Source organism: Facklamia sp. 7083-14-GEN3 (genome assembly GCF_024742075.1).
Classification (GTDB): Bacteria; Bacillota; Bacilli; order Lactobacillales; family Aerococcaceae; genus Facklamia.
On record NZ_JANSGD010000001.1, the window covers coordinates 344,745 to 362,219 of the forward strand.

Below are 17,475 nucleotides of genomic sequence, written 5' to 3' on the forward strand. Positions count from 1 at the left end.
GGCAACTGCGTTATCAATTTAAGACCTTAATATTTAAGGTGAATTAGAGTGGTACCGCGTATAACCATATGCCTCTAGAAGAAATTCTAGAGGTTTTTTTGTATAGAAAGGAAGATTAGATGTTAGTGAAAAAACAAATTGTTGAAACTTTGCACCCTGTATTGTCAGAGCACTTAACTCAAGAACAGATTGAAAATTTAATTGAACAGCCTAATAATAATGAGCACGGAGATTATGCCTTTCCGGTTTTCTCCTTAGCTAAAATATTCCGTAAAGCACCCAATCAAATTGCTGAAGAAGTAGCAGAAAAGATTGACACTTCTGCTTTTGAAAAAGTTCAAGTGGTTGGAGCTTATATCAACTTTTACATTAAGCGTGACGACTTAGCTATCAAAGTCTTAAAGGAAGTACTTGAACAAGGAGAAAAATATGGTCAAACGGACATTGGTAAGGGTGGCAATGTGCCAATCGACATGTCTTCTCCTAATATCGCTAAGCCAATGTCAATGGGACACTTACGGTCAACCGTTTTAGGAAATTCTATCGCTTTAATTTTGGAAAAGTTAAACTATAATCCAATTCGCATTAACCACTTAGGTGATTGGGGCACTCAATTTGGTAAATTAATTGTTGCTTATCAAGGTTGGGGTGACGAAGAAACTGTTAAGAAAGACCCTGTTAATGAATTAGTGAAGTTATATGTTGATTTCCATGAAAAAGCTGAAGAAAATCCTGAGTTAGAAGACCAGGCAAGACAAGTGTTCAGAGACTTAGAGGATGGCAATGAAGAATACCATAGACTATGGACATGGTTTAAAGAGGAGTCTATTAACGAATTTAAACGTGTCTACAATCTCTTAGATATTAAATTTGATCACTATACTGGTGAGTCATTCTATAATGACAAGATGGGTGAAGTTTTAGATTATTTAGCAGATAAAAATATCTCGAAAATCGAACGTGGAGCCACGATTGTTGACCTTGAAAAGTACAATCTACCTGTTGCTTTAATTAAAAAATCAGATGGAGCAACTCTTTATCTGACAAGAGACTTAGCGACTGCCTACTACCGGAAGCGTACATTTGATTTTGTGATGAGTCTATACGTTGTTGGGAATGAACAAAGTGATCACTTTAAACAATTAAAAGCTGTTTTAAAAGTGATGGGAAATGATTGGGCAGAAAACATGCACCACATTCCATTTGGCTTAATCACACTAAATGGTAAAAAGTTATCTACCCGTAAAGGCAAGATTGTCTTACTTGAAAAAGTTCTGAATGAAGCAATTGAAATTGCTGACCAACAAATTACAGCTAAGAATCCTGACTTAAAAAATAAAGATGAGATTGCTAAAAAAGTTGGTGTAGGAGCAGTTGTCTTCCATGACTTAAAATCAGACCGTCTCAATTCCTTTGACTTTAACTTAGATGATATTGTTCAATTTGAGGGGGAAACAGGACCTTACGTCCAGTATACTTATGCGCGTTTAAACACAGTGCTTAATAAGTACGGTAAAGAAATTAAGCCGACCGAAGAATTAAACTTAGACCATGAACACTCATGGGAAATTATTAAATTAATTAAACAATACCCAGAAGTTGTTATTAAAGCGGCTGAAAACTTTGAACCGTCAGTGATTGCCAAATACGTTATTCAACTGGCTCAATTATCCAATAAATACTATGCCAAAGTTCGTATTTTAGAAGAAAATGACCAATTAGAATCAAGAATTCAATTAGTAAAAGCTATAACTATCGTTCTAAAAGATGCTTTATCATTGTTAGGTATTGGTGCACCTGAAAAGATGTAATCATCTCCTTTATTAATATTAATAGGAAAAACGGGCAAACCTTTTATAATCAGTGTTTGATTTATATATTTACACATGAGATAATGTTTAGGAATAACTAGACATAAAAGGTGAGTATATATTTCGGCATCTTTTGAATTGATTTTTGAAAACTGAAAAATAAATTTCTTTACAAAAGACTCCTTTTATCGTCAGTAAAACATTTTACTTTGACAAAGAAAGGGGTCTTTATGGTTAATCGAGCAATTGAGAATTATATTAATGATATCTATAACTATGATTTTTTCAATCGGCTTTCAATTGATGAAGTCAATGAAATTACTTCTAATTCTATTTTTCACCACATCCCAAAGGGTCAATTAATCTTTTTTCAAGATGATCCAAGTATTTATTGTTATTTTGTCTTTAAAGGATTGGTTCGATTAGAAAGAGAGAATGCTTCAGGAGAATATTGCTATCTTGACTATGTAGCTGAAGAAAGTTTTTTTCCTTATGCTGAATTCTTTTTTAAAGATCACCATCTTTATGATGCCTATGCGGCTACAGATGTCGATCTAGCTTATATTCCGAAAAAATTAATGGAAAACATTGTCTTCAAAAATGCAGAGCAATTCAAATTTATATATGAAAACCTTGCTAGCGTTCAATATTATATGGAAAAACGAGTTCAAATGACGGCTATACCGAGTGCTTCTACACGAGTAGTTCAAACCTTAGCTTTATGGATGTATGATATGGGACGCTTTGCGGGTGATCATGTGATTATACCGCATCCATTAACCATCAACGAAGCGGCGATGGTAGCTGGTACAACACGTGAGACAGCTGGAAGGGTAATTAAAGATCTAACACAGGAGAATAGGATTACTTTTAATCGTAAAAAAATAATTTTCCATGACTGGAAATATTTTAATGATTTAATTCAGTGATCATCAAGAGGGAGAAAATAATGAAAATATATACGCGAACTGGAGATAAAGGGGATACACGTTTAATCGGTAACCGCGTGGTAGCCAAAAATGATCCGCTAGTCGAAGCTTACGGTAGCATTGATGAACTCAATTCTTTTATCGGAATGATTATTGCGAGTCCTAATTTGCCTAGTGAGATTTGTCAGGAATTAATAGAAATTCAACAATTACTTTTTGATTGTGGGACAGACATTGCAAATGCAGATGGAAAGATTCCTTATCGCACCAAAGAATCTGCTATCACTTGGTTAGAAGATCGAATTGATGCATATGATCTAAGAGTTGAACCTATTGAGTCTTTTATCTTACCCGGAGGAACTATGGAAGCCAGTCAACTTCAGTACGCTCGCAGTATTGCTCGCAGAGTTGAAAGAAGACTGGTTAGCCTACCAATTTCTGGAAAAGGGAATCCTAATGTATTAAAATTTCTTAATCGACTTTCTGACTATTTATTCGTAGGTGGTCGCTTAGTTAATCACCTTAATAATCAAGCAGAACCAAAGTATGTCAGATCAGGAAAAGTGTTTCGCTAAGTTGTAAAAATTAATTTTGAGGAGACAAAGAATGAAAATTGGTGTTATTTCTGATCTCCATGTTGATTTACAAGCAGAGCCCTACGCTCAAGCAATCATTGATTTTTTGGCCAAAGAGACTGATGAGCAAAATTTGTCTTATTTAATTATAGCGGGAGACATAGCGAATCATCAGTCTTTAGTTTTTGCATTCATTAAGGACTTAAAAGCAGCAATAACCATCCCTCTATATTTTATTCCAGGAAACCACGATTACTGGTCTAATAATCAAGAAACCAAAACTATCTATGATGAGTACTGTAAACATCCGAACTGTTTAATAGGAAAACCACTTTCTTTAAATCAAGACTGGGGCCTAGTTGGCCACTCCGCTTGGTATAATCATTCGGGGAATTTTGGACGTCATGATGAAAAATTTCTTGAAGAAGGTGTGTACCAAGGTTATAAATGGGAGGATAAACTACATATTAATTGGCAGCAATCTGATCGCCAAGTCTCACGAGAATTTGCCCGAACAATAGAAAAAGATTTAATCTACCTAAATAAAGCGAACTATATTCTAATCACTCATTTTGTAACAGATTTTGATTTGCAAATTTTATCAGATCCTAAATATCAAGAAGACATTGATTATTTTAATGCCTTTATTGCTACGGATGATCTTAAGTCTCTTTATGATGGATATCCCATCCGTCATAGTTTTATGGGACATGTCCACCGCAGACAGCAACTGACTAAGCAAGGATGTAGTTATTATTTAACAAGTTTGGGAACACCAAGAGAGTGGGAAGAGGGATCGACTTTATTGGACAATCTAAAGGAAGCCTTGAAGGTTATTGAGATAGGAGCGTAGCAATGGAAAAATATCGTGATTTACATATTATGCCATTGGGTAATGATGAGTCCTTAGTCATTGCTTGTGACTCTTCAGCATCTATCGGTCAAAAAGAAGCAGATGTTTTAAGCGTTTCACCTCAAATCACTGCAGCTTTTGCTGTCCGCGTGGTGCTAATGGAGGCTCTCTCACTAAACGCCCAGCCGCAATTATTAATAAATATGTTTGGCAATGAGATGAATCCAACTGGAAATTTAATGCTGGATGGTATAAAAAAGGAACTTGCATTAGCAGGTCTCCCTGATTTAGCAATGAATGGGTCAACTGAGGAAAATATGCCAACTAAAATGACAGCTCTTGGACTCACACTGCTTGCAAAGGCAAAAAATGCTGATTTGAAAATAAAAAAAGTCCGATCAGGGGATCAAGTTTATCAAATAGGAAAACCCTTGATGGGTCAGGCTTTAATTGATCACTTCGATCAAATAATTAGCTACCAAGAGCTTTATCACTTATTAAATCTTAAAGATGCCATTCATGAAATAGTTCCTATTGGGTCTAAAGGTGCGATTGCTGAAGCACAGCAAGTGGCTAAATTTAACCAACTTGATTTTAGGTTGAGTCAAGACTTACCACAATTTTATCAATCAGCAGGTCCTGCAACCTCTCTCCTAATTGTAATAAAACCTGCTGTAAAAACTAATTTGCTGACATTTTTTAAAGATATGGAATGGGTGGGTGAGCTATATTGATTGAGTCCATTATTTTATATTTTCAATTTTTTACAGCAATTCCCATTAATCAATCAATAGATCAAGCCAGTATTAAATTAAAAAAAGGGATAATCTATTTTCCTGTATTTGCTTTTTTATATGCAGGAATCTTAGCTTTGTTCTTTTTTTTATTTCGAAACTTTTTCTCATCCACAGTGGCATGGTCTCTAATAATTATGCTGGATGTTTTATTAACTAGAGGTTTTCATTATGATGCCTTGGCTGATACTGCAGATGGGCTATTATCCTCCAGAAAAGCTGATGAGATGGTTCGAATTATGAAAGATTCAGCAATTGGAGCCAATGGTGCTCTGATCTTGATTTTAACTATTTTACTTACATTTGTTTTAGGAAGAGAGTTTTTAATTAATTTTTCTGAAAATGAATTAGTTTATGTTATTGCTTGGGCTGCTAGTGGGCGTAGCTGCTTACCCTTAATGTTTTATCAGTTAGTATATGTCGGTGATAACCCTAATGGCTTAGGTAGTCTTTTCCTAAACATTTCAACTTGGAAAATTGTGGCCAGTCAGATCTTAACAATGGGATTCTTTTTCTTATTAGGATGGCAGTATTTAGTGAGTTATATAATTCTTCTGGCTATCATTTGCTTTTATCGTTATTTTGTCTATCATAAGATTGCAGGTATGACAGGAGATACTATGGGGGCTGCCGCTTTAATCGGTCAAATCATTTATTTGCTGATTATTTTACTCCCTTTTAAATAAGAATTAGGATTATCATTTTCTTTAATAATTATGCTATAATGGTGATATGTTCATTGATAATTAAGATGGAATAGGGGAAGCACGTGAGAATCGTGCGCAGCCCCTTGCTACTGTATGGATGAAAATCTAAGTCAGATTACCTATTCTATCAAGGATGATTGTTATTTCTCAGGGTCTAGTAACAAGGTTCGTTAACAAATACGTTTATTAACCAGACAAGTAGCCTTGTCTGGTTTTTTTTAGGAGGTAAAATGAAGACAAAAGATTTGGTAACCCTTGCTCTTATGATTTCATTGTCTGTTATCTTAGCACAGTTCAAGCTATTCTCGACAGTAGCTTTTGACTCAAGCCCAGCATTCCTAATCTCGTTAGTTATGGGAGGATCTGCTGGCGCAATTGTTGGAGTGATAGGGCATTTAGCAACGGCAATGACTTCAGCTTTTCCCTTGACTATCCCCCTCCACCTTTTACTAATGGTATTTATGGGATTAACTCAAATTGTTTTTGCAATGCTTTATCGTAAATTTAAACCTAGGAAATATGGTCGTTTTATAGTTCCAGTCCTTGGCGCCTGGTTGTTTAATGTTTTATTACCACTTTTATGTCTTCAACCGATCTTAGGGTCTGCAATGGTGGTTAGTTTCTTTTGGCCATTAACCTTTGCAACTCTGGCTAATATTTTTTTGGGCTTTCTACTTTTTGAAGGACTAAAAAAAGTAAATTTACCGATGTTTAGGGAGTGAGTCTATGGGAGAAATTATTTATTATACTGGTGGAGCTAAATCTGGTAAATCTAGATTAGCTCAAGAAGAAATTTATAGACGAAAGCTTAAAAAGGTTGCTTACATAGCAACCCAAGCCAATAAGTTTTCTGATCCTGAAGTGAAAAGGAGCATCGAAAAACATCGTTTATCAAGACCAAACGATTGGACGACTTTTGAACAGGCGCATGATTTGGATCAATTGGTTGACCAACTTTCAGATCATTATCAATTAGCTTTAGTCGATTGTATGACGGTTTGGCTAACCAATATTCTTTTTGATAAATGGCAAGTCCTGGCTGATAAACAAGAACTTTCTTTTGATGAGTATGTAGATCAGTTAAAGGGTGAGCAAATACAAAAGGCAGAGGATTTTGTAATGGAAGAGCTTGAAGCATTCTTTAAAGAAGTAAAAGCTTCTTCAACGGATTATATCATTGTGTCAAATGAACTCGGTCTAGGTCTGGTTCCAGAGTATAAGCTTGGTCGTATTTTTAGAAATATCCATGGTTTAATGAATCAAGAAATTGCCAGACAAGCAGACTCGGTTTATTGGGTGGTTTCAGGAATAGCAGTAAGTATAAAGTAAAATTTTTAAAATAAAAGGAGAGAATTAAATGAATAAAAAATTAACTGTTTTAATAATGTTTGTGATGACTCTATTTACCGGACAAATGGTATCTGGTGAAGAAATGACGGCTTTAAAATTGACCGATATGGTTGGTAGGGAAGTTGTACTTGAAGAGGGTCCTGTTGATGAAATTGTCACCTTAATGCCAGCAGATACTGAGATACTCTTTGAAATAGGAGCAGGAGACACTATTGTTGGTCGAGGAACCTATGTAGACTTCCCTGCAGATGAAGTGGAAGACATTCCGGCTATAGCTACTGGTGAAAACTTAAATATTGAAGAGATTATCGCCTTAGATCCAGAAGTAGTTGTGATGACCGCTATGTCATTAACGGAAGATCAAATGGCTGCTATTGAAGACGCAGGAATTGCTGTTTTGGTAACAGATGCTCAGACAATTGAGGAAGTCTATGAAGCAATCGATTTGCTTGGTCAATTGGTCGGTAAAGAAGAAGAAGCAGACCAATTAATTGAAGAAATGGAAACAGTCTTTAAAGAGTTTGAAGAAAAAGCTGACCAAGAAGAAGAATCTGCCACTGTTTATTATGAAGTTTCTCCACTAGAGTTTGGTTTATGGACTGCTGGATCTGAAACCTTCATGGATGAAATTGGACAGATATTGAAACTAGAAAATATTTTTGCTGATCAAAAATCTTTTGTTGAAGTTTCTGAAGAACAAGTTTTATTAGCTAATCCACAAGTAATCATCACGACTTCTCTTCCAATGGATGAAGAGGCTCCTGCTCCTGAAGAAGAAATTATGCAACGTAAAGAATGGGATGAGCTCTCCGCTGTTGAAGAAAACAGGGTTTTTGCAGTAGACAATTCTGCTTTCACTAGACTTGGACCGCGTTTGATGGATGCTGTTAAAGAATTATACGACCTAGTTTATGGCGCAGAATAAGTCCAGACAGTTCTCACAATCGCATAAAAAAAATGCCTTAAAGGTAATCCTGATGGTATCAATAACCCTCATGGTATTAGCTATGGCTTTGATTGTAGGAAGTGTAAAAATTTCTTTTACTGACTTATTTCAAGTGCTAGAAAATCAAGTTTTCAATCAATCAATGACCGACTTGGATCAAGAGGCAACCATTTTACTTGCTGTTAGACTCCCTCGTTTACTCACTGCTTTTTTAATCGGCATCGCTCTTTCTTTGAGTGGTATGACTATGCAAAGCTTGTTAATGAACCCCTTGGCTGATGGGTCTACTTTAGGAGTTTCAGCTGGAGCAAGCTTGGGTGCCGGCATTGCTATTGTCATTGGGATTCCTTCCTTTATCGAAAGGCAAGGAATCTTTTTGATGGCGGTTATCTTTGCTTTCGGTTCGCTAGTGTTAATTTTATCTTTTTCTTATTATTTAGATAAACAGTTAAAGAATATGACTGTTATCTTAACTGGAATCGTCTTTACCATGCTTGTTTCTTCTTTAATGAACATTTTAATGATTATAAGCAAAGAAAAGTTGCCTTCCTTAGTATTTTGGACTTTAGGTTCACTTTCAGGATCAAGGTACTCCGATGTTTGGTTAATGGGGGTTTGCGTCTTAACCATGGGTGGCTATATTATTTTAAAATGGCAAGAATTGAACGCTTTTTCAATGGGAGAAAATATCGCACGAAATATTGGGATAAATATAGTATCTGTTCGAATCAAACTGTTTATTGCTACTTCTATCCTAATTGGTATTGCTGTTTCAATAGGCGGATCGATACCCTTTGTAGGGTTGATAACTCCTCATATAAGTCGTTTAATAGTAGGCTCTAATCATAGACGTCTGATTCCTTGGACCTTGTTTATTGGCGGTAATTTTATGGTGGTAACCGACTTATTAGCGCGTACCATTGCCTCCCCCCTTGAAATACCCATAGGGGCAATTACTTCCTTATTTGGCAGCTGTATTTTTATTCTTATTTTTGCTAGGGGGAAGCGCAATGCTTAAAGTTAAAAGCCTTAAAATGGAATTAGATAAAAAAATGATTCTGCATGATATTAATTTTGAAGTAGTCGAGGGTGACTGGCTAATGATTTGCGGGCCGAACGGATCAGGAAAAACGTCTTTAATTAAAGCTCTATCTGGTCAAAATGCCTATACTGGAGAAATTGAGATTAATGCTAGCAAGCTGCACCTTTTAAAGACCAAGCAAAAGGCTATGCTTTTTGGTGTTTTAGACCAGCATCCTGGTTCGGACTTTGATTTTACTGTAGAAGAATTGGTGCGTATAGGACGCTATCCACACCTTAAAGGTTGGTTTAAGAGCTGGACAGCAGCAGATCAAGAAGCACTTGAAACAGTACTGCGTCAAACAAATTTATGGCAAAAGCGAAACAGATCGGTTCAAAGCTTATCGGGAGGAGAAAGGCAACGAGCCTATTTAGCTCAACTCTTTCTGCAAGACCCTAAATTGCTGATACTAGATGAACCAAGTAATCACTTAGACTTGATATATGAACAAGACCTTTTTAGAACACTTAAAGAGTGGTTGCAGCAGCCAGAACGAGCTATTATAACGGTTATGCATGATCTGAGTCTTGCTAAGAAGTATGGCAACCGGGCTCTACTGTTGAAAGAGGGACATCAAATAACTTTTAATGAAATAGGGAAGGCTTTGTCTTCAGAAAAATTAAATAGCAGTTATCAAATGGATATTGCCAGTTACTTAAAAGAAAAATATCAACAATGGCAATAATAATAACCCTAAACGCTTTTATATTAACGTTTAGGGGTGTTTTTATAAGTTTTCATCAATATTAGAAAAATTAAGCAACTCAATAATAATATGGGCTGTTTCTTCAATAGAACGATCAGCAACATTGATGACAGGACATTTAAGTGTTCGATAGACTTGATCGGCATATTCTAATTCGGCTAAGATTCTTTCTTCAGATGCATAAGTTGTATTTTGCGAAAGACCAAATTCTAACATTCTACTTTGACGGAACTTCTGAATAACATTGAGGTCATTGGTTAAGCCAATCATTTTATTAGAATCGATTTGATATATGACTTCAGGTAGCTCATTTTCAGGAATGAGTGGAAGATTTGCTACTCGATACCCCATAGTTGCCAGGTACATGGAAAGAGGCGTTTTTGAAGTACGTGAAACGCCTAATAAGATAATATCTGCTTCGATAAACATTTTAGGATCTTTACCATCGTCATAACGCATCGCAAATTCCATGGCATTAATACGGTCAAAGTACTCATCATTCAGCTCATGTTGAGCACCAATTGTCTGACTGGGTTTTTTACCAGTGATTTGTGAGATAACTCGAGTAAAGGGTTGAGATAAATTAAAAAAATGTAGATTGTTTTGACTACAAAATCTTTCAGCCTCTTGAGCTTGATCAATTTGGGATAAAGTTAAGAAAATTAAGGCTTGATTTTTTTTAGCCTCTTGTAAAACCTTCTGCAAGCGCGAGTTTGTTGAAACAAAGGCGTATTTGTGCAATAATATATGAACATCTGGGAATTGGTAGGCTACCGCTTTAGCAACTTTTAAGGCGGTCTCACCGATTGAGTCTGATATGACAAAAAAATGAAGTGGTAATTGATTCGCTTGATTCATAATGGCCCTCCAGTCAATGAATTAATTTCAGTTTACCATATCTTAAGAAAGAGGTGACAGATTTGAAAGAAGTTAAATTAAATGAAGGGCAGCTCGATCCTGAAGTTGAACATCTGATTGATGAGGGGTTAGAAGCGCTAAAAAAAGAAGGATTTAAAATGACTAGGAAGCGACGGGAGATTTTATCACTTTTTGCTGAAAACCAACAGTATCTTTCTGCTTTAGGTATTCATAAAGCATTGGAAGAGAAATATCCTACCATGTCTTATAATACAACTTATCGTAATCTCTATGATTTTGTTGAAGTAGGTATTCTTGAAACGACAGAATACCAGCAAGAACAGTTGTTTCGATACAACTGCGATTTAACTCACGAAATAGATCATCACCATCACCATCATTTTATATGTACAAATTGTGGTAAAACAATTTTACTTGATGCTTGTCCTATGCAACACATCACAACCGATTTATCTTCGGTCGAAATACAGAGTCATCGATTCGAAGTGTTTGGACTTTGTGCTGAATGTAAAGAGGAATCAAAAGATAGTTCATCATAATCTTGAGAAAATTTTTCTTTGTTCTTGAAATGCGTAAGATTCATGCTATAATATAGGGAGGACTTTGTTTAGATTATTAATTCTAAGGAAAGGTTACTATAAGCTCGGGGGGAGGGGAACCATATGTCAAAAACAGTAGTTCGTGATAACGAATCATTGGATGACGCTCTTCGTCGCTTTAAGCGTAACGTTTCTAAAACCGGTACTTTGAGAGAGGCTCGTAAGCGTGAATTTTACGAAAAGCCAAGTGTTCGACGTAAAAAGAAATCAGAAGCAGCTCGTAAACGCAAGTTTTAAGCGTATCGCCTAAGCAACAATAAAGAATAAAATATTCTGTTTAAAAAAGAATCAGGGTTTCTGATTCTTTTTTATTTTTGGAAAAGATACCATAATAAGTATTATATATCGCTCTTTTATTCCATTTTATAAGGTTTTTATGGTAATCTTAACTTAGTTTATTAATAAAGGAGACAACTATTTGAATAACAACGAAAAATTTTCAAAACAAGTCACCGTCACAAATACGGATTGGTTAATTTCTTTGTTGGGCAATCATGATAAATACATTCGTATGATTGAAGATAGTTTTGAAGTAGAAATAACCAACCGCGGTGAGATAATTAATATTATTGGTGAGAGTGAAGAAACAGTAGAGTCTGTTCGTCAAATTCTCCTAAATCTCATCCAACTTTTGGAAAGGCGAATCACCCCTCGATCCATGGATGTCATGACTGCCATTAAAATGGCAAAAAGTAATAAATTAGATTATTTTATCAGCCTCTACGAAGAAGTAGTGGGTCGTTCAGCAGATGGAACAGCTATTCGTGCCAAAAATTTCGGACAGTTACAATATGTTAGAGCCGTTAATCGTCAAGACGTTGTGTTTGGTATGGGACCGGCTGGAACTGGAAAGACCTACTTAGCTGTTTTAATGGCTGTTCAGGCGATGCGGGAAGGTAAAGTTAAAAAGATTATTCTGACACGACCAGCAGTCGAAGCGGGAGAAAACCTCGGGTTCTTACCAGGAGATTTGAAAGAAAAAGTGGATCCTTATTTAAGACCAATATACGATGCCTTATACAACATTTATGGAACGGAACAAACTAATCGTTTAATGGAGAGAGGCATTATCGAAATAGCACCATTAGCTTATATGAGAGGTCGAACGCTAGATGATGCTTTTGTAATTTTAGATGAGGCACAAAATACAACAATCGCACAAATGAAAATGTTCTTAACACGACTAGGATTTGGTTCAAAAATGATTATTAATGGCGACCAGTCACAAATTGATTTGCCTAAAGGAGTCAAATCGGGTTTGATTGATGCCTATCATAAATTAAGAAAGGTTAAACGCATTGAATTTGTATCTTTTGATGAGTTTGATGTGGTTCGTCATCCGGTAGTTGCTGATATTATTAGAGCTTATAGCAAAGAACCAATGATTGAAAACCTTTCAAGGAGAGAAGAAAATGAATCGCCGACTACAGTTACTTCATGAGCGTTTAGGTAAAATCTTTATACCACTTATAACATTAATACTATCTTTAGCTATTTTTTTAATTGGTTATCAACACATTAAGCCAGAAATTTATCATTTTAGATTGAATCAAGTAGCAGATGAAACGATTTTAGCACCCGTCACGATGGAAGATGTTGAGCAAACAAAAATTAATCAACAAAGAGCTAAGGATGCGATTAATGATATTTATTTATATCAAGAAGATATAAGAACCCAAGAAATTACGAGGATTGAGCAATTCTTCGGTTTTGTACGTGAGTCTCGAAATGGTCGATACTCAAGAGACAGTGTGAATCAGTCTTTAGAGGATGTATCTGAAGAAAAGGGACTGGATCAAACTTTTAATGAAAAAGTCAATGATTTACCCACTACAAAAACGAGTTTTGATAACTTGTCTGAAGAACAAAAACGAACAGTAATTCAAGCTCAATTACAGCTAGTAGATGAAAATGTTTTTGAACTATTTGATCAATTATCCAACCGTTCAATTGATCAAGTCTTTAAAATAAGTCCTTTAGAATTATCCGAATTACAATCCAATTTGACTGATTTTGTATCTGAAAGTCTTGCTCAAGAATTAGGTCCGGATCAAATCGATAAAGAATTGGACAAATATCGTTTACAAATAACAACCTCCGATATGTCAGAAATTGCGCAGCAAACGACCTTAAACTTTCTAGGCTATTTGATAAAACCAACTATGGTCTATTCAGAGTCAGAAACAAATCGATTAAAAGAAGAAGCAGCTTCCAAGGTTCAAACATCCTATATTTTACAAGGACAAGTTATTGTTCAAGAGGGGCATATTATTAATCAAAATAATATGAGACAACTTGAAATGTTTGGTTATTTGGATGCTTCAACTAAGCAATATCTGATGCCGGTGTTTATTCTATTAATTATTGTTCATGCTTTTATTTTTGTTTATATATTTTCAGATAAATTAAGTTGGACAGGTTTAAGCCGTGCGAATATGCAAGCTACAGCTTATGGAATAATCGTCTTAGGGGCTCTTATTATGGCCAAGATGGGACATTTCTTCCAACAAGCAGGACTTGAGTATGGTATGCTGCTCTTGCCTTTGATGATTTTACCAGATTATTTAAAAGAAAAATCCTCCAATAAAATAACGTTACTAGCGTGTCTGTTTATTAATATCTTTGCTATTTTCATAGTCAGCGATTTAGATAATCAGACAATCGTAACTTTTATTAGCTTGTTTTATCTTTTTACTACGATTGTTTCCGTCTTTCTGACTACTTTTTCTGATCGTCAGGTGATGAAAGCAGAAAAGAGAGTTGCCTTAAATATCATTTGGCAGTTCATTATTGCTTTACCTTTAATGGCTGTTCTTACTATTCCTATTTTTTCTCGTCAGGCTTTTGTTATCTTAATTATGACCATTGCCGCTAATTTACTAGGTTTATTATTAATAGCTATTTTTGAACCATACTGGGAGCAACTTTTATCCAGTCGATCAGCTATGACGATGAATCAATTGGCGAATTTAAATCATCCGTTATTAAAATTATTGATTGAAAAAGCGCCAGGAACCTACCATCATTCGATTATGGTGGCTAATTTAGCAGCTAATGCAGTGGAAGCTATTGGCGGGGATTCCTTAACAACCAGAGTGGCCTCTTATTATCACGATGTTGGCAAGACAGTACATCCCTTGTTTTTTGTTGAAAATTTATCCGGAGGTATTGAGTCACCTCACCGAATGGTAGGTCCAGATGAGTCCGCTAAAATTATTATTGATCATGTTGCTCAAGGAGTTAAATTATTAGAAGAGTACCGTATGCCTCAATCTGTTATTGATTTATGTAAAGAACATCATGGTACAACCATGACAAGTTATTTCTATTATCAAGCTAAAGAGCAAAAAATGCCTATTAATCCAGAGAACTTTAGGTATCCTGGTCCAATTCCACAATCAAAAGAATCAGCAATAGTAATGATTGCTGATTCAATGGAGGCAGCTTCTCGAACGATGAAAGAGCATACTCAAAAAGGTATTGAAGAGTTATTGGATTCGATTATTGCGGGCAAGATAAACGATGGTCAATTTGCAGATTGTGGATTGACAGTCGATGAATTAAGAACGGTAAGAAAATCACTAATTTTAGGGATAGCTAGTATGTATCATACGCGAGTAGAATATCCTAAATAAGGAGAAAAAAATGCAAGTTGAATTAATTGATGAAGGCCAAAAGCTGACTGAAAAACAAAGACAAATTATTTTAGATTTGATTGATCAAGCAGGCTTGAAAATAGCCGCTCCTGCTCAAGCAGAATTAGATATTACCATAGTCGATAATCACACAATCCGTCAATTGAATCGTGATTACCGTGATATAGATCGTGCAACGGATGTGCTATCTTTTGCTTTAATGGAGGGAGAAGAACCGGTAGATTGGTCAACTATCAGCATGAAAGAAGGGCAAGAGCCATTAAATCTTCATTTGGGAGATATTATCATCTCAATTGAGCGAGCGATTGAACAAGCTACTGAATACAAGCATTCTCTTGAAAGAGAGCTGGGATTTTTGGCTGTCCATGGCTTTTTACACTTGAACGGTTATGATCACCAAACTGCTGAGGCTGAAAAGGAGATGTTTGGGATTCAAGAAGAGGTGCTTAGTGATTATGGACTCACAAGATAATCCTTTTAAGAATTCAAATTTTTTTCAATCTTTCACTTGTGCCATACAAGGGTTTAAGCAAGCTATCAAGAGTGAAAGAAATTTGAAAATCCACTTATTTTTAGCTTTATTAGCAATAATTTTAGCCTCATATTTTAAATTTGAATCGCTGAAATGGATGATCTTACTATTGACTATTGGAATTGTCATCTTTTCTGAATTAATCAATACAGCAATTGAGGCAGTAATTGACCTAGTGGTAGAAGATCAATGGCACCCCTTGGCAAAAAAGGCCAAAGATATCGCCGCCGCTGCTGTTTTAATCACAGCTATTATCTCCGTTTTAATTGGAGCTTTACTATTTTTCCCCTATATATTTTAAAAATTAACCACTTAGTATTTTAAAGGAGCATAAATGAATAAAAATTTTAAATCAGGTTTTGTAGCCATACTTGGCCGTCCCAATGTCGGTAAATCAACTTTATTGAATCAAATCATTGGTCAAAAAATAGCCATTATGTCTGATAAAGCCCAAACAACCCGCAATAAAATTCAAGGTGTTTATACACGTGAAGATGCTCAAATTATTTTTATAGATACTCCTGGAATCCACAAACCTAAGCATGCTTTAGGTGACTTCATGATGAAAACAGCTTATTCTTCATTGAGTGGGGTGGATGCAGTGATTATGGTAGTCAATGCGACTGAAAAATTAGGACCTGGAGATCTTTTTATTATAGAACGTTTAAAAGATATCAAGCAACCAGTTTTTTTAGTAATCAATAAAGTTGATCTTATTGAAAAAGACTTGCTCTTTGACATTATTAGTAAATATCAAGAAGTTTATGATTTTGATCAGATTATTCCTTTATCAGCATTAACAGGTGATAATGTCGAGGCCTTGTTAGAACAACTAACGCATACATTGCCAGAAGGCCCCCAATATTATCCAGCAGATCAGGTAATGGATCATCCAGAATATTTTCTTGTAGCAGAGTTAATACGTGAAAAGATTTTAATGTTAACACGTGAAGAAATTCCTCATTCAGTAGCTGTTCAAGTTCAATCTATGCAAAAAAATGCTGATGATAAGGTGGAGGTCTTAGCTACAATTATTGTTGAACGTAAAAGTCAAAAAGGAATTATTATCGGTGCCCAAGGATCCATGATAAAAAAAATAGGCCACTTGGCAAGACGTGATATTGAAAAACTTTTAGCAACCAAAGTCTATTTAGACTTGTGGGTAAAGGTACAAAAAGATTGGCGTGATCGTCAAAGTAATTTAAATGAATTGGGATATCAAAGCGAGAATTATTAATAAGGAGTTTGCCAATGAACGAAAAATTTACCGGAATTGTTTTGTTTATTCGGCCGCACCGCGAAAAAGATAGTTTAGTTAAAATTTTTACACGTGAGTTTGGTACTAAAATGTTTTTTGTAAGAGGATTGCAGTCACCTAATCACCCCTTAAAGAAACACTTAATCCCATTGACAGAACATCGGTATTGGGGAACGATTAACCAACAAGGTTTATCTTTTTTAAAGGAAGGGCAGACTCATAATCTATTTCGTTCCATTCAATCTGATCCATTTAAGCAAGCACATGCCGCTTATTTAAGTCAATTGGTCGATGCAAGTATTGATGATAATAGTGAAGATCAGCAGCTATTTGATATTTTTGAAGCTGCTTTATGCAGTCTCAATGAACGTGAAGATGCACGTCCTATTCAATTGCTTTTGCAACTTAAACTTTTGCGACGTTTTGGACTTCGATTGAATATGAATAGTTGTGTGGTTTGCGGATCTAGCCAAAAAATTGAAGATTTTTCAATGACTCATTTGGGTGTTTTATGTCACAATCATTTAGATACGGACCCGAATCGAATGCGTTTAAGCTATAAACAAATAAAAATTTTACAGCTTTTTAATGAAATTAAACTTAACCAATTAGGTCACGTCTCAATTTCAGATCAATCTTACAAAAGAATTGATGAATTAATTTTTATGATTTATCATGAACAGGTAGGAATTAAATTAAAAGGGGAATCTTATCTCAATCAATTATATAAAGTTGCTGATCAATTAAAAGTAAGTAAAATTGAAGGAACTTAATTGACAAAGAGCTAGATAATTAGTAG

20 protein-coding genes and 1 riboswitch are annotated in these 17,475 nt (G+C 35.3%); of the genes, 19 read left to right on the forward strand and 1 reads right to left on the reverse strand.

The annotated features are described in order from the left end of the window. The first annotated feature begins 119 nt into the window (after window positions 1-119). The 11 genes from argS to NW240_RS01660 all read left to right on the forward strand — a co-directional run bounded on the left by argS (window position 120) and on the right by NW240_RS01660 (window position 9,731). Entirely contained in the window at window positions 120-1,811 is a 1,692-nt protein-coding gene (gene argS, locus NW240_RS01610) for an arginine--tRNA ligase (protein ID WP_258435696.1), read from the forward strand. A 230-nt stretch (window positions 1,812-2,041) separates the two neighbouring features. Continuing rightward, the gene (locus NW240_RS01615) at window positions 2,042-2,740 is read left to right on the forward strand and encodes a Crp/Fnr family transcriptional regulator (protein ID WP_258435697.1); all 699 of its coding nucleotides are present in this window, start codon (window positions 2,042-2,044) and stop codon (window positions 2,738-2,740) included. A 20-nt stretch (window positions 2,741-2,760) separates the two neighbouring features. Next, window positions 2,761-3,315: a cob(I)yrinic acid a,c-diamide adenosyltransferase gene (locus NW240_RS01620; RefSeq protein ID WP_258435698.1), complete on the forward strand. Its 555-nt coding sequence runs from the start codon at window positions 2,761-2,763 to the stop codon at window positions 3,313-3,315. A 31-nt stretch (window positions 3,316-3,346) separates the two neighbouring features. Next, window positions 3,347-4,168, forward strand: coding sequence for a metallophosphoesterase (locus NW240_RS01625; RefSeq protein WP_258435699.1), 822 nt, complete (start codon window positions 3,347-3,349; stop codon window positions 4,166-4,168). 2 nt (window positions 4,169-4,170) lie between these two features. Further along, window positions 4,171-4,902 carry a hypothetical protein gene (locus tag NW240_RS01630; protein WP_258435700.1) on the forward strand — a complete coding sequence of 244 codons (732 nt, stop codon included), beginning with the start codon at window positions 4,171-4,173 and terminating at the stop codon, window positions 4,900-4,902. Further along, a complete protein-coding gene (locus NW240_RS01635; RefSeq protein WP_258435701.1) occupies window positions 4,899-5,648 on the forward strand; it encodes an adenosylcobinamide-GDP ribazoletransferase in 750 nt (249 codons plus the stop codon). The genes NW240_RS01630 and NW240_RS01635 overlap by 4 nt, the downstream gene beginning before the upstream one ends. Window positions 5,649-5,675: 27 nt before the next feature. Next, a riboswitch (cobalamin riboswitch) is annotated at window positions 5,676-5,811 on the forward strand. An 88-nt stretch (window positions 5,812-5,899) separates the two neighbouring features. Further along, window positions 5,900-6,391 carry an ECF transporter S component gene (locus tag NW240_RS01640; protein WP_258435702.1) on the forward strand — a complete coding sequence of 164 codons (492 nt, stop codon included), beginning with the start codon at window positions 5,900-5,902 and terminating at the stop codon, window positions 6,389-6,391. Between the two features lie 4 nt (window positions 6,392-6,395). Then, on the forward strand, window positions 6,396-6,998 hold the full coding sequence (cobU, locus tag NW240_RS01645) for a bifunctional adenosylcobinamide kinase/adenosylcobinamide-phosphate guanylyltransferase (protein ID WP_258435703.1): 603 nt from the start codon (window positions 6,396-6,398) through the stop codon (window positions 6,996-6,998). Between the two features lie 28 nt (window positions 6,999-7,026). Next, the gene (locus NW240_RS01650) at window positions 7,027-7,944 is read left to right on the forward strand and encodes an ABC transporter substrate-binding protein (protein ID WP_258435704.1); all 918 of its coding nucleotides are present in this window, start codon (window positions 7,027-7,029) and stop codon (window positions 7,942-7,944) included. Between the two features lie 52 nt (window positions 7,945-7,996). Beyond that, the gene (locus tag NW240_RS01655; protein WP_258435705.1) at window positions 7,997-8,983 is read left to right on the forward strand and encodes an iron ABC transporter permease; all 987 of its coding nucleotides are present in this window, start codon (window positions 7,997-7,999) and stop codon (window positions 8,981-8,983) included. Next, window positions 8,976-9,731 carry an ABC transporter ATP-binding protein gene (locus NW240_RS01660; RefSeq protein ID WP_258435706.1) on the forward strand — a complete coding sequence of 252 codons (756 nt, stop codon included), beginning with the start codon at window positions 8,976-8,978 and terminating at the stop codon, window positions 9,729-9,731. The genes NW240_RS01655 and NW240_RS01660 overlap by 8 nt, the downstream gene beginning before the upstream one ends. A 42-nt stretch (window positions 9,732-9,773) precedes the next feature. Here NW240_RS01660 and NW240_RS01665 read toward each other — a convergent pair whose 3' ends face one another. Then, complete coding sequence (locus tag NW240_RS01665; protein WP_258435707.1) at window positions 9,774-10,610, reverse strand: pyruvate, water dikinase regulatory protein; 837 nt, start codon at window positions 10,608-10,610, stop codon at window positions 9,774-9,776. 62 nt (window positions 10,611-10,672) lie between these two features. Between NW240_RS01665 and NW240_RS01670 the strand changes: the two genes are divergently transcribed. The 8 genes from NW240_RS01670 to recO all read left to right on the forward strand — a co-directional run bounded on the left by NW240_RS01670 (window position 10,673) and on the right by recO (window position 17,449). Continuing rightward, window positions 10,673-11,170, forward strand: a complete 498-nt coding sequence (locus tag NW240_RS01670; RefSeq protein ID WP_258435708.1) for a Fur family transcriptional regulator — start codon at window positions 10,673-10,675, stop codon at window positions 11,168-11,170. Window positions 11,171-11,293: 123 nt separating this feature from the next. Then, window positions 11,294-11,467, forward strand: a complete 174-nt coding sequence (rpsU, locus tag NW240_RS01675; protein WP_066126806.1) for a 30S ribosomal protein S21 — start codon at window positions 11,294-11,296, stop codon at window positions 11,465-11,467. Window positions 11,468-11,648: 181 nt separating this feature from the next. Then, window positions 11,649-12,671 carry a PhoH family protein gene (locus NW240_RS01680; RefSeq protein ID WP_258435709.1) on the forward strand — a complete coding sequence of 341 codons (1,023 nt, stop codon included), beginning with the start codon at window positions 11,649-11,651 and terminating at the stop codon, window positions 12,669-12,671. After that, a complete protein-coding gene (locus tag NW240_RS01685; protein ID WP_258435710.1) occupies window positions 12,643-14,865 on the forward strand; it encodes an HD family phosphohydrolase in 2,223 nt (740 codons plus the stop codon). The genes NW240_RS01680 and NW240_RS01685 overlap by 29 nt, the downstream gene beginning before the upstream one ends. A gap of 10 nt (window positions 14,866-14,875) precedes the next feature. After that, on the forward strand, window positions 14,876-15,358 hold the full coding sequence (gene ybeY, locus NW240_RS01690) for an rRNA maturation RNase YbeY (RefSeq protein WP_258435711.1): 483 nt from the start codon (window positions 14,876-14,878) through the stop codon (window positions 15,356-15,358). Beyond that, window positions 15,342-15,719: a diacylglycerol kinase gene (locus NW240_RS01695; RefSeq protein ID WP_258435712.1), complete on the forward strand. Its 378-nt coding sequence runs from the start codon at window positions 15,342-15,344 to the stop codon at window positions 15,717-15,719. Before ybeY ends, NW240_RS01695 begins: the two co-directional genes overlap by 17 nt. Before the next feature lie 33 nt (window positions 15,720-15,752). Further along, entirely contained in the window at window positions 15,753-16,655 is a 903-nt protein-coding gene (era, locus tag NW240_RS01700; RefSeq protein ID WP_258435713.1) for a GTPase Era, read from the forward strand. A 14-nt stretch (window positions 16,656-16,669) separates the two neighbouring features. Next, window positions 16,670-17,449 carry a DNA repair protein RecO gene (recO, locus tag NW240_RS01705; protein WP_258435714.1) on the forward strand — a complete coding sequence of 260 codons (780 nt, stop codon included), beginning with the start codon at window positions 16,670-16,672 and terminating at the stop codon, window positions 17,447-17,449. Window positions 17,450-17,475 lie beyond the last annotated feature (26 nt).

Bases quoted from the DNA above. Each gene is read 5' to 3' on its own strand.
- NW240_RS01660 (WP_258435706.1), top strand. From the start codon at position 8,976: ATGCTTAAAGTTAAAAGCCTTAAAATGGAATTAGATAAAAAAATGATT.
- NW240_RS01620 (WP_258435698.1), top strand. From the start codon at position 2,761: ATGAAAATATATACGCGAACTGGAGATAAAGGGGATACACGTTTAATC.
- NW240_RS01665 (WP_258435707.1), bottom strand. From the start codon at position 10,610: ATGAATCAAGCGAATCAATTACCACTTCATTTTTTTGTCATATCAGAC.
- NW240_RS01615 (WP_258435697.1), top strand. From the start codon at position 2,042: ATGGTTAATCGAGCAATTGAGAATTATATTAATGATATCTATAACTAT.
- NW240_RS01630 (WP_258435700.1), top strand. From the start codon at position 4,171: ATGGAAAAATATCGTGATTTACATATTATGCCATTGGGTAATGATGAG.
- ybeY (WP_258435711.1), top strand. From the start codon at position 14,876: ATGCAAGTTGAATTAATTGATGAAGGCCAAAAGCTGACTGAAAAACAA.
- NW240_RS01685 (WP_258435710.1), top strand. From the start codon at position 12,643: ATGAATCGCCGACTACAGTTACTTCATGAGCGTTTAGGTAAAATCTTT.
- NW240_RS01650 (WP_258435704.1), top strand. From the start codon at position 7,027: ATGAATAAAAAATTAACTGTTTTAATAATGTTTGTGATGACTCTATTT.
- rpsU (WP_066126806.1), top strand. From the start codon at position 11,294: ATGTCAAAAACAGTAGTTCGTGATAACGAATCATTGGATGACGCTCTT.
- argS (WP_258435696.1), top strand. From the start codon at position 120: ATGTTAGTGAAAAAACAAATTGTTGAAACTTTGCACCCTGTATTGTCA.
- NW240_RS01625 (WP_258435699.1), top strand. From the start codon at position 3,347: ATGAAAATTGGTGTTATTTCTGATCTCCATGTTGATTTACAAGCAGAG.
- NW240_RS01640 (WP_258435702.1), top strand. From the start codon at position 5,900: ATGAAGACAAAAGATTTGGTAACCCTTGCTCTTATGATTTCATTGTCT.
- era (WP_258435713.1), top strand. From the start codon at position 15,753: ATGAATAAAAATTTTAAATCAGGTTTTGTAGCCATACTTGGCCGTCCC.
- NW240_RS01655 (WP_258435705.1), top strand. From the start codon at position 7,997: ATGGTATCAATAACCCTCATGGTATTAGCTATGGCTTTGATTGTAGGA.
- NW240_RS01695 (WP_258435712.1), top strand. From the start codon at position 15,342: ATGGACTCACAAGATAATCCTTTTAAGAATTCAAATTTTTTTCAATCT.
- cobU (WP_258435703.1), top strand. From the start codon at position 6,396: ATGGGAGAAATTATTTATTATACTGGTGGAGCTAAATCTGGTAAATCT.
- recO (WP_258435714.1), top strand. From the start codon at position 16,670: ATGAACGAAAAATTTACCGGAATTGTTTTGTTTATTCGGCCGCACCGC.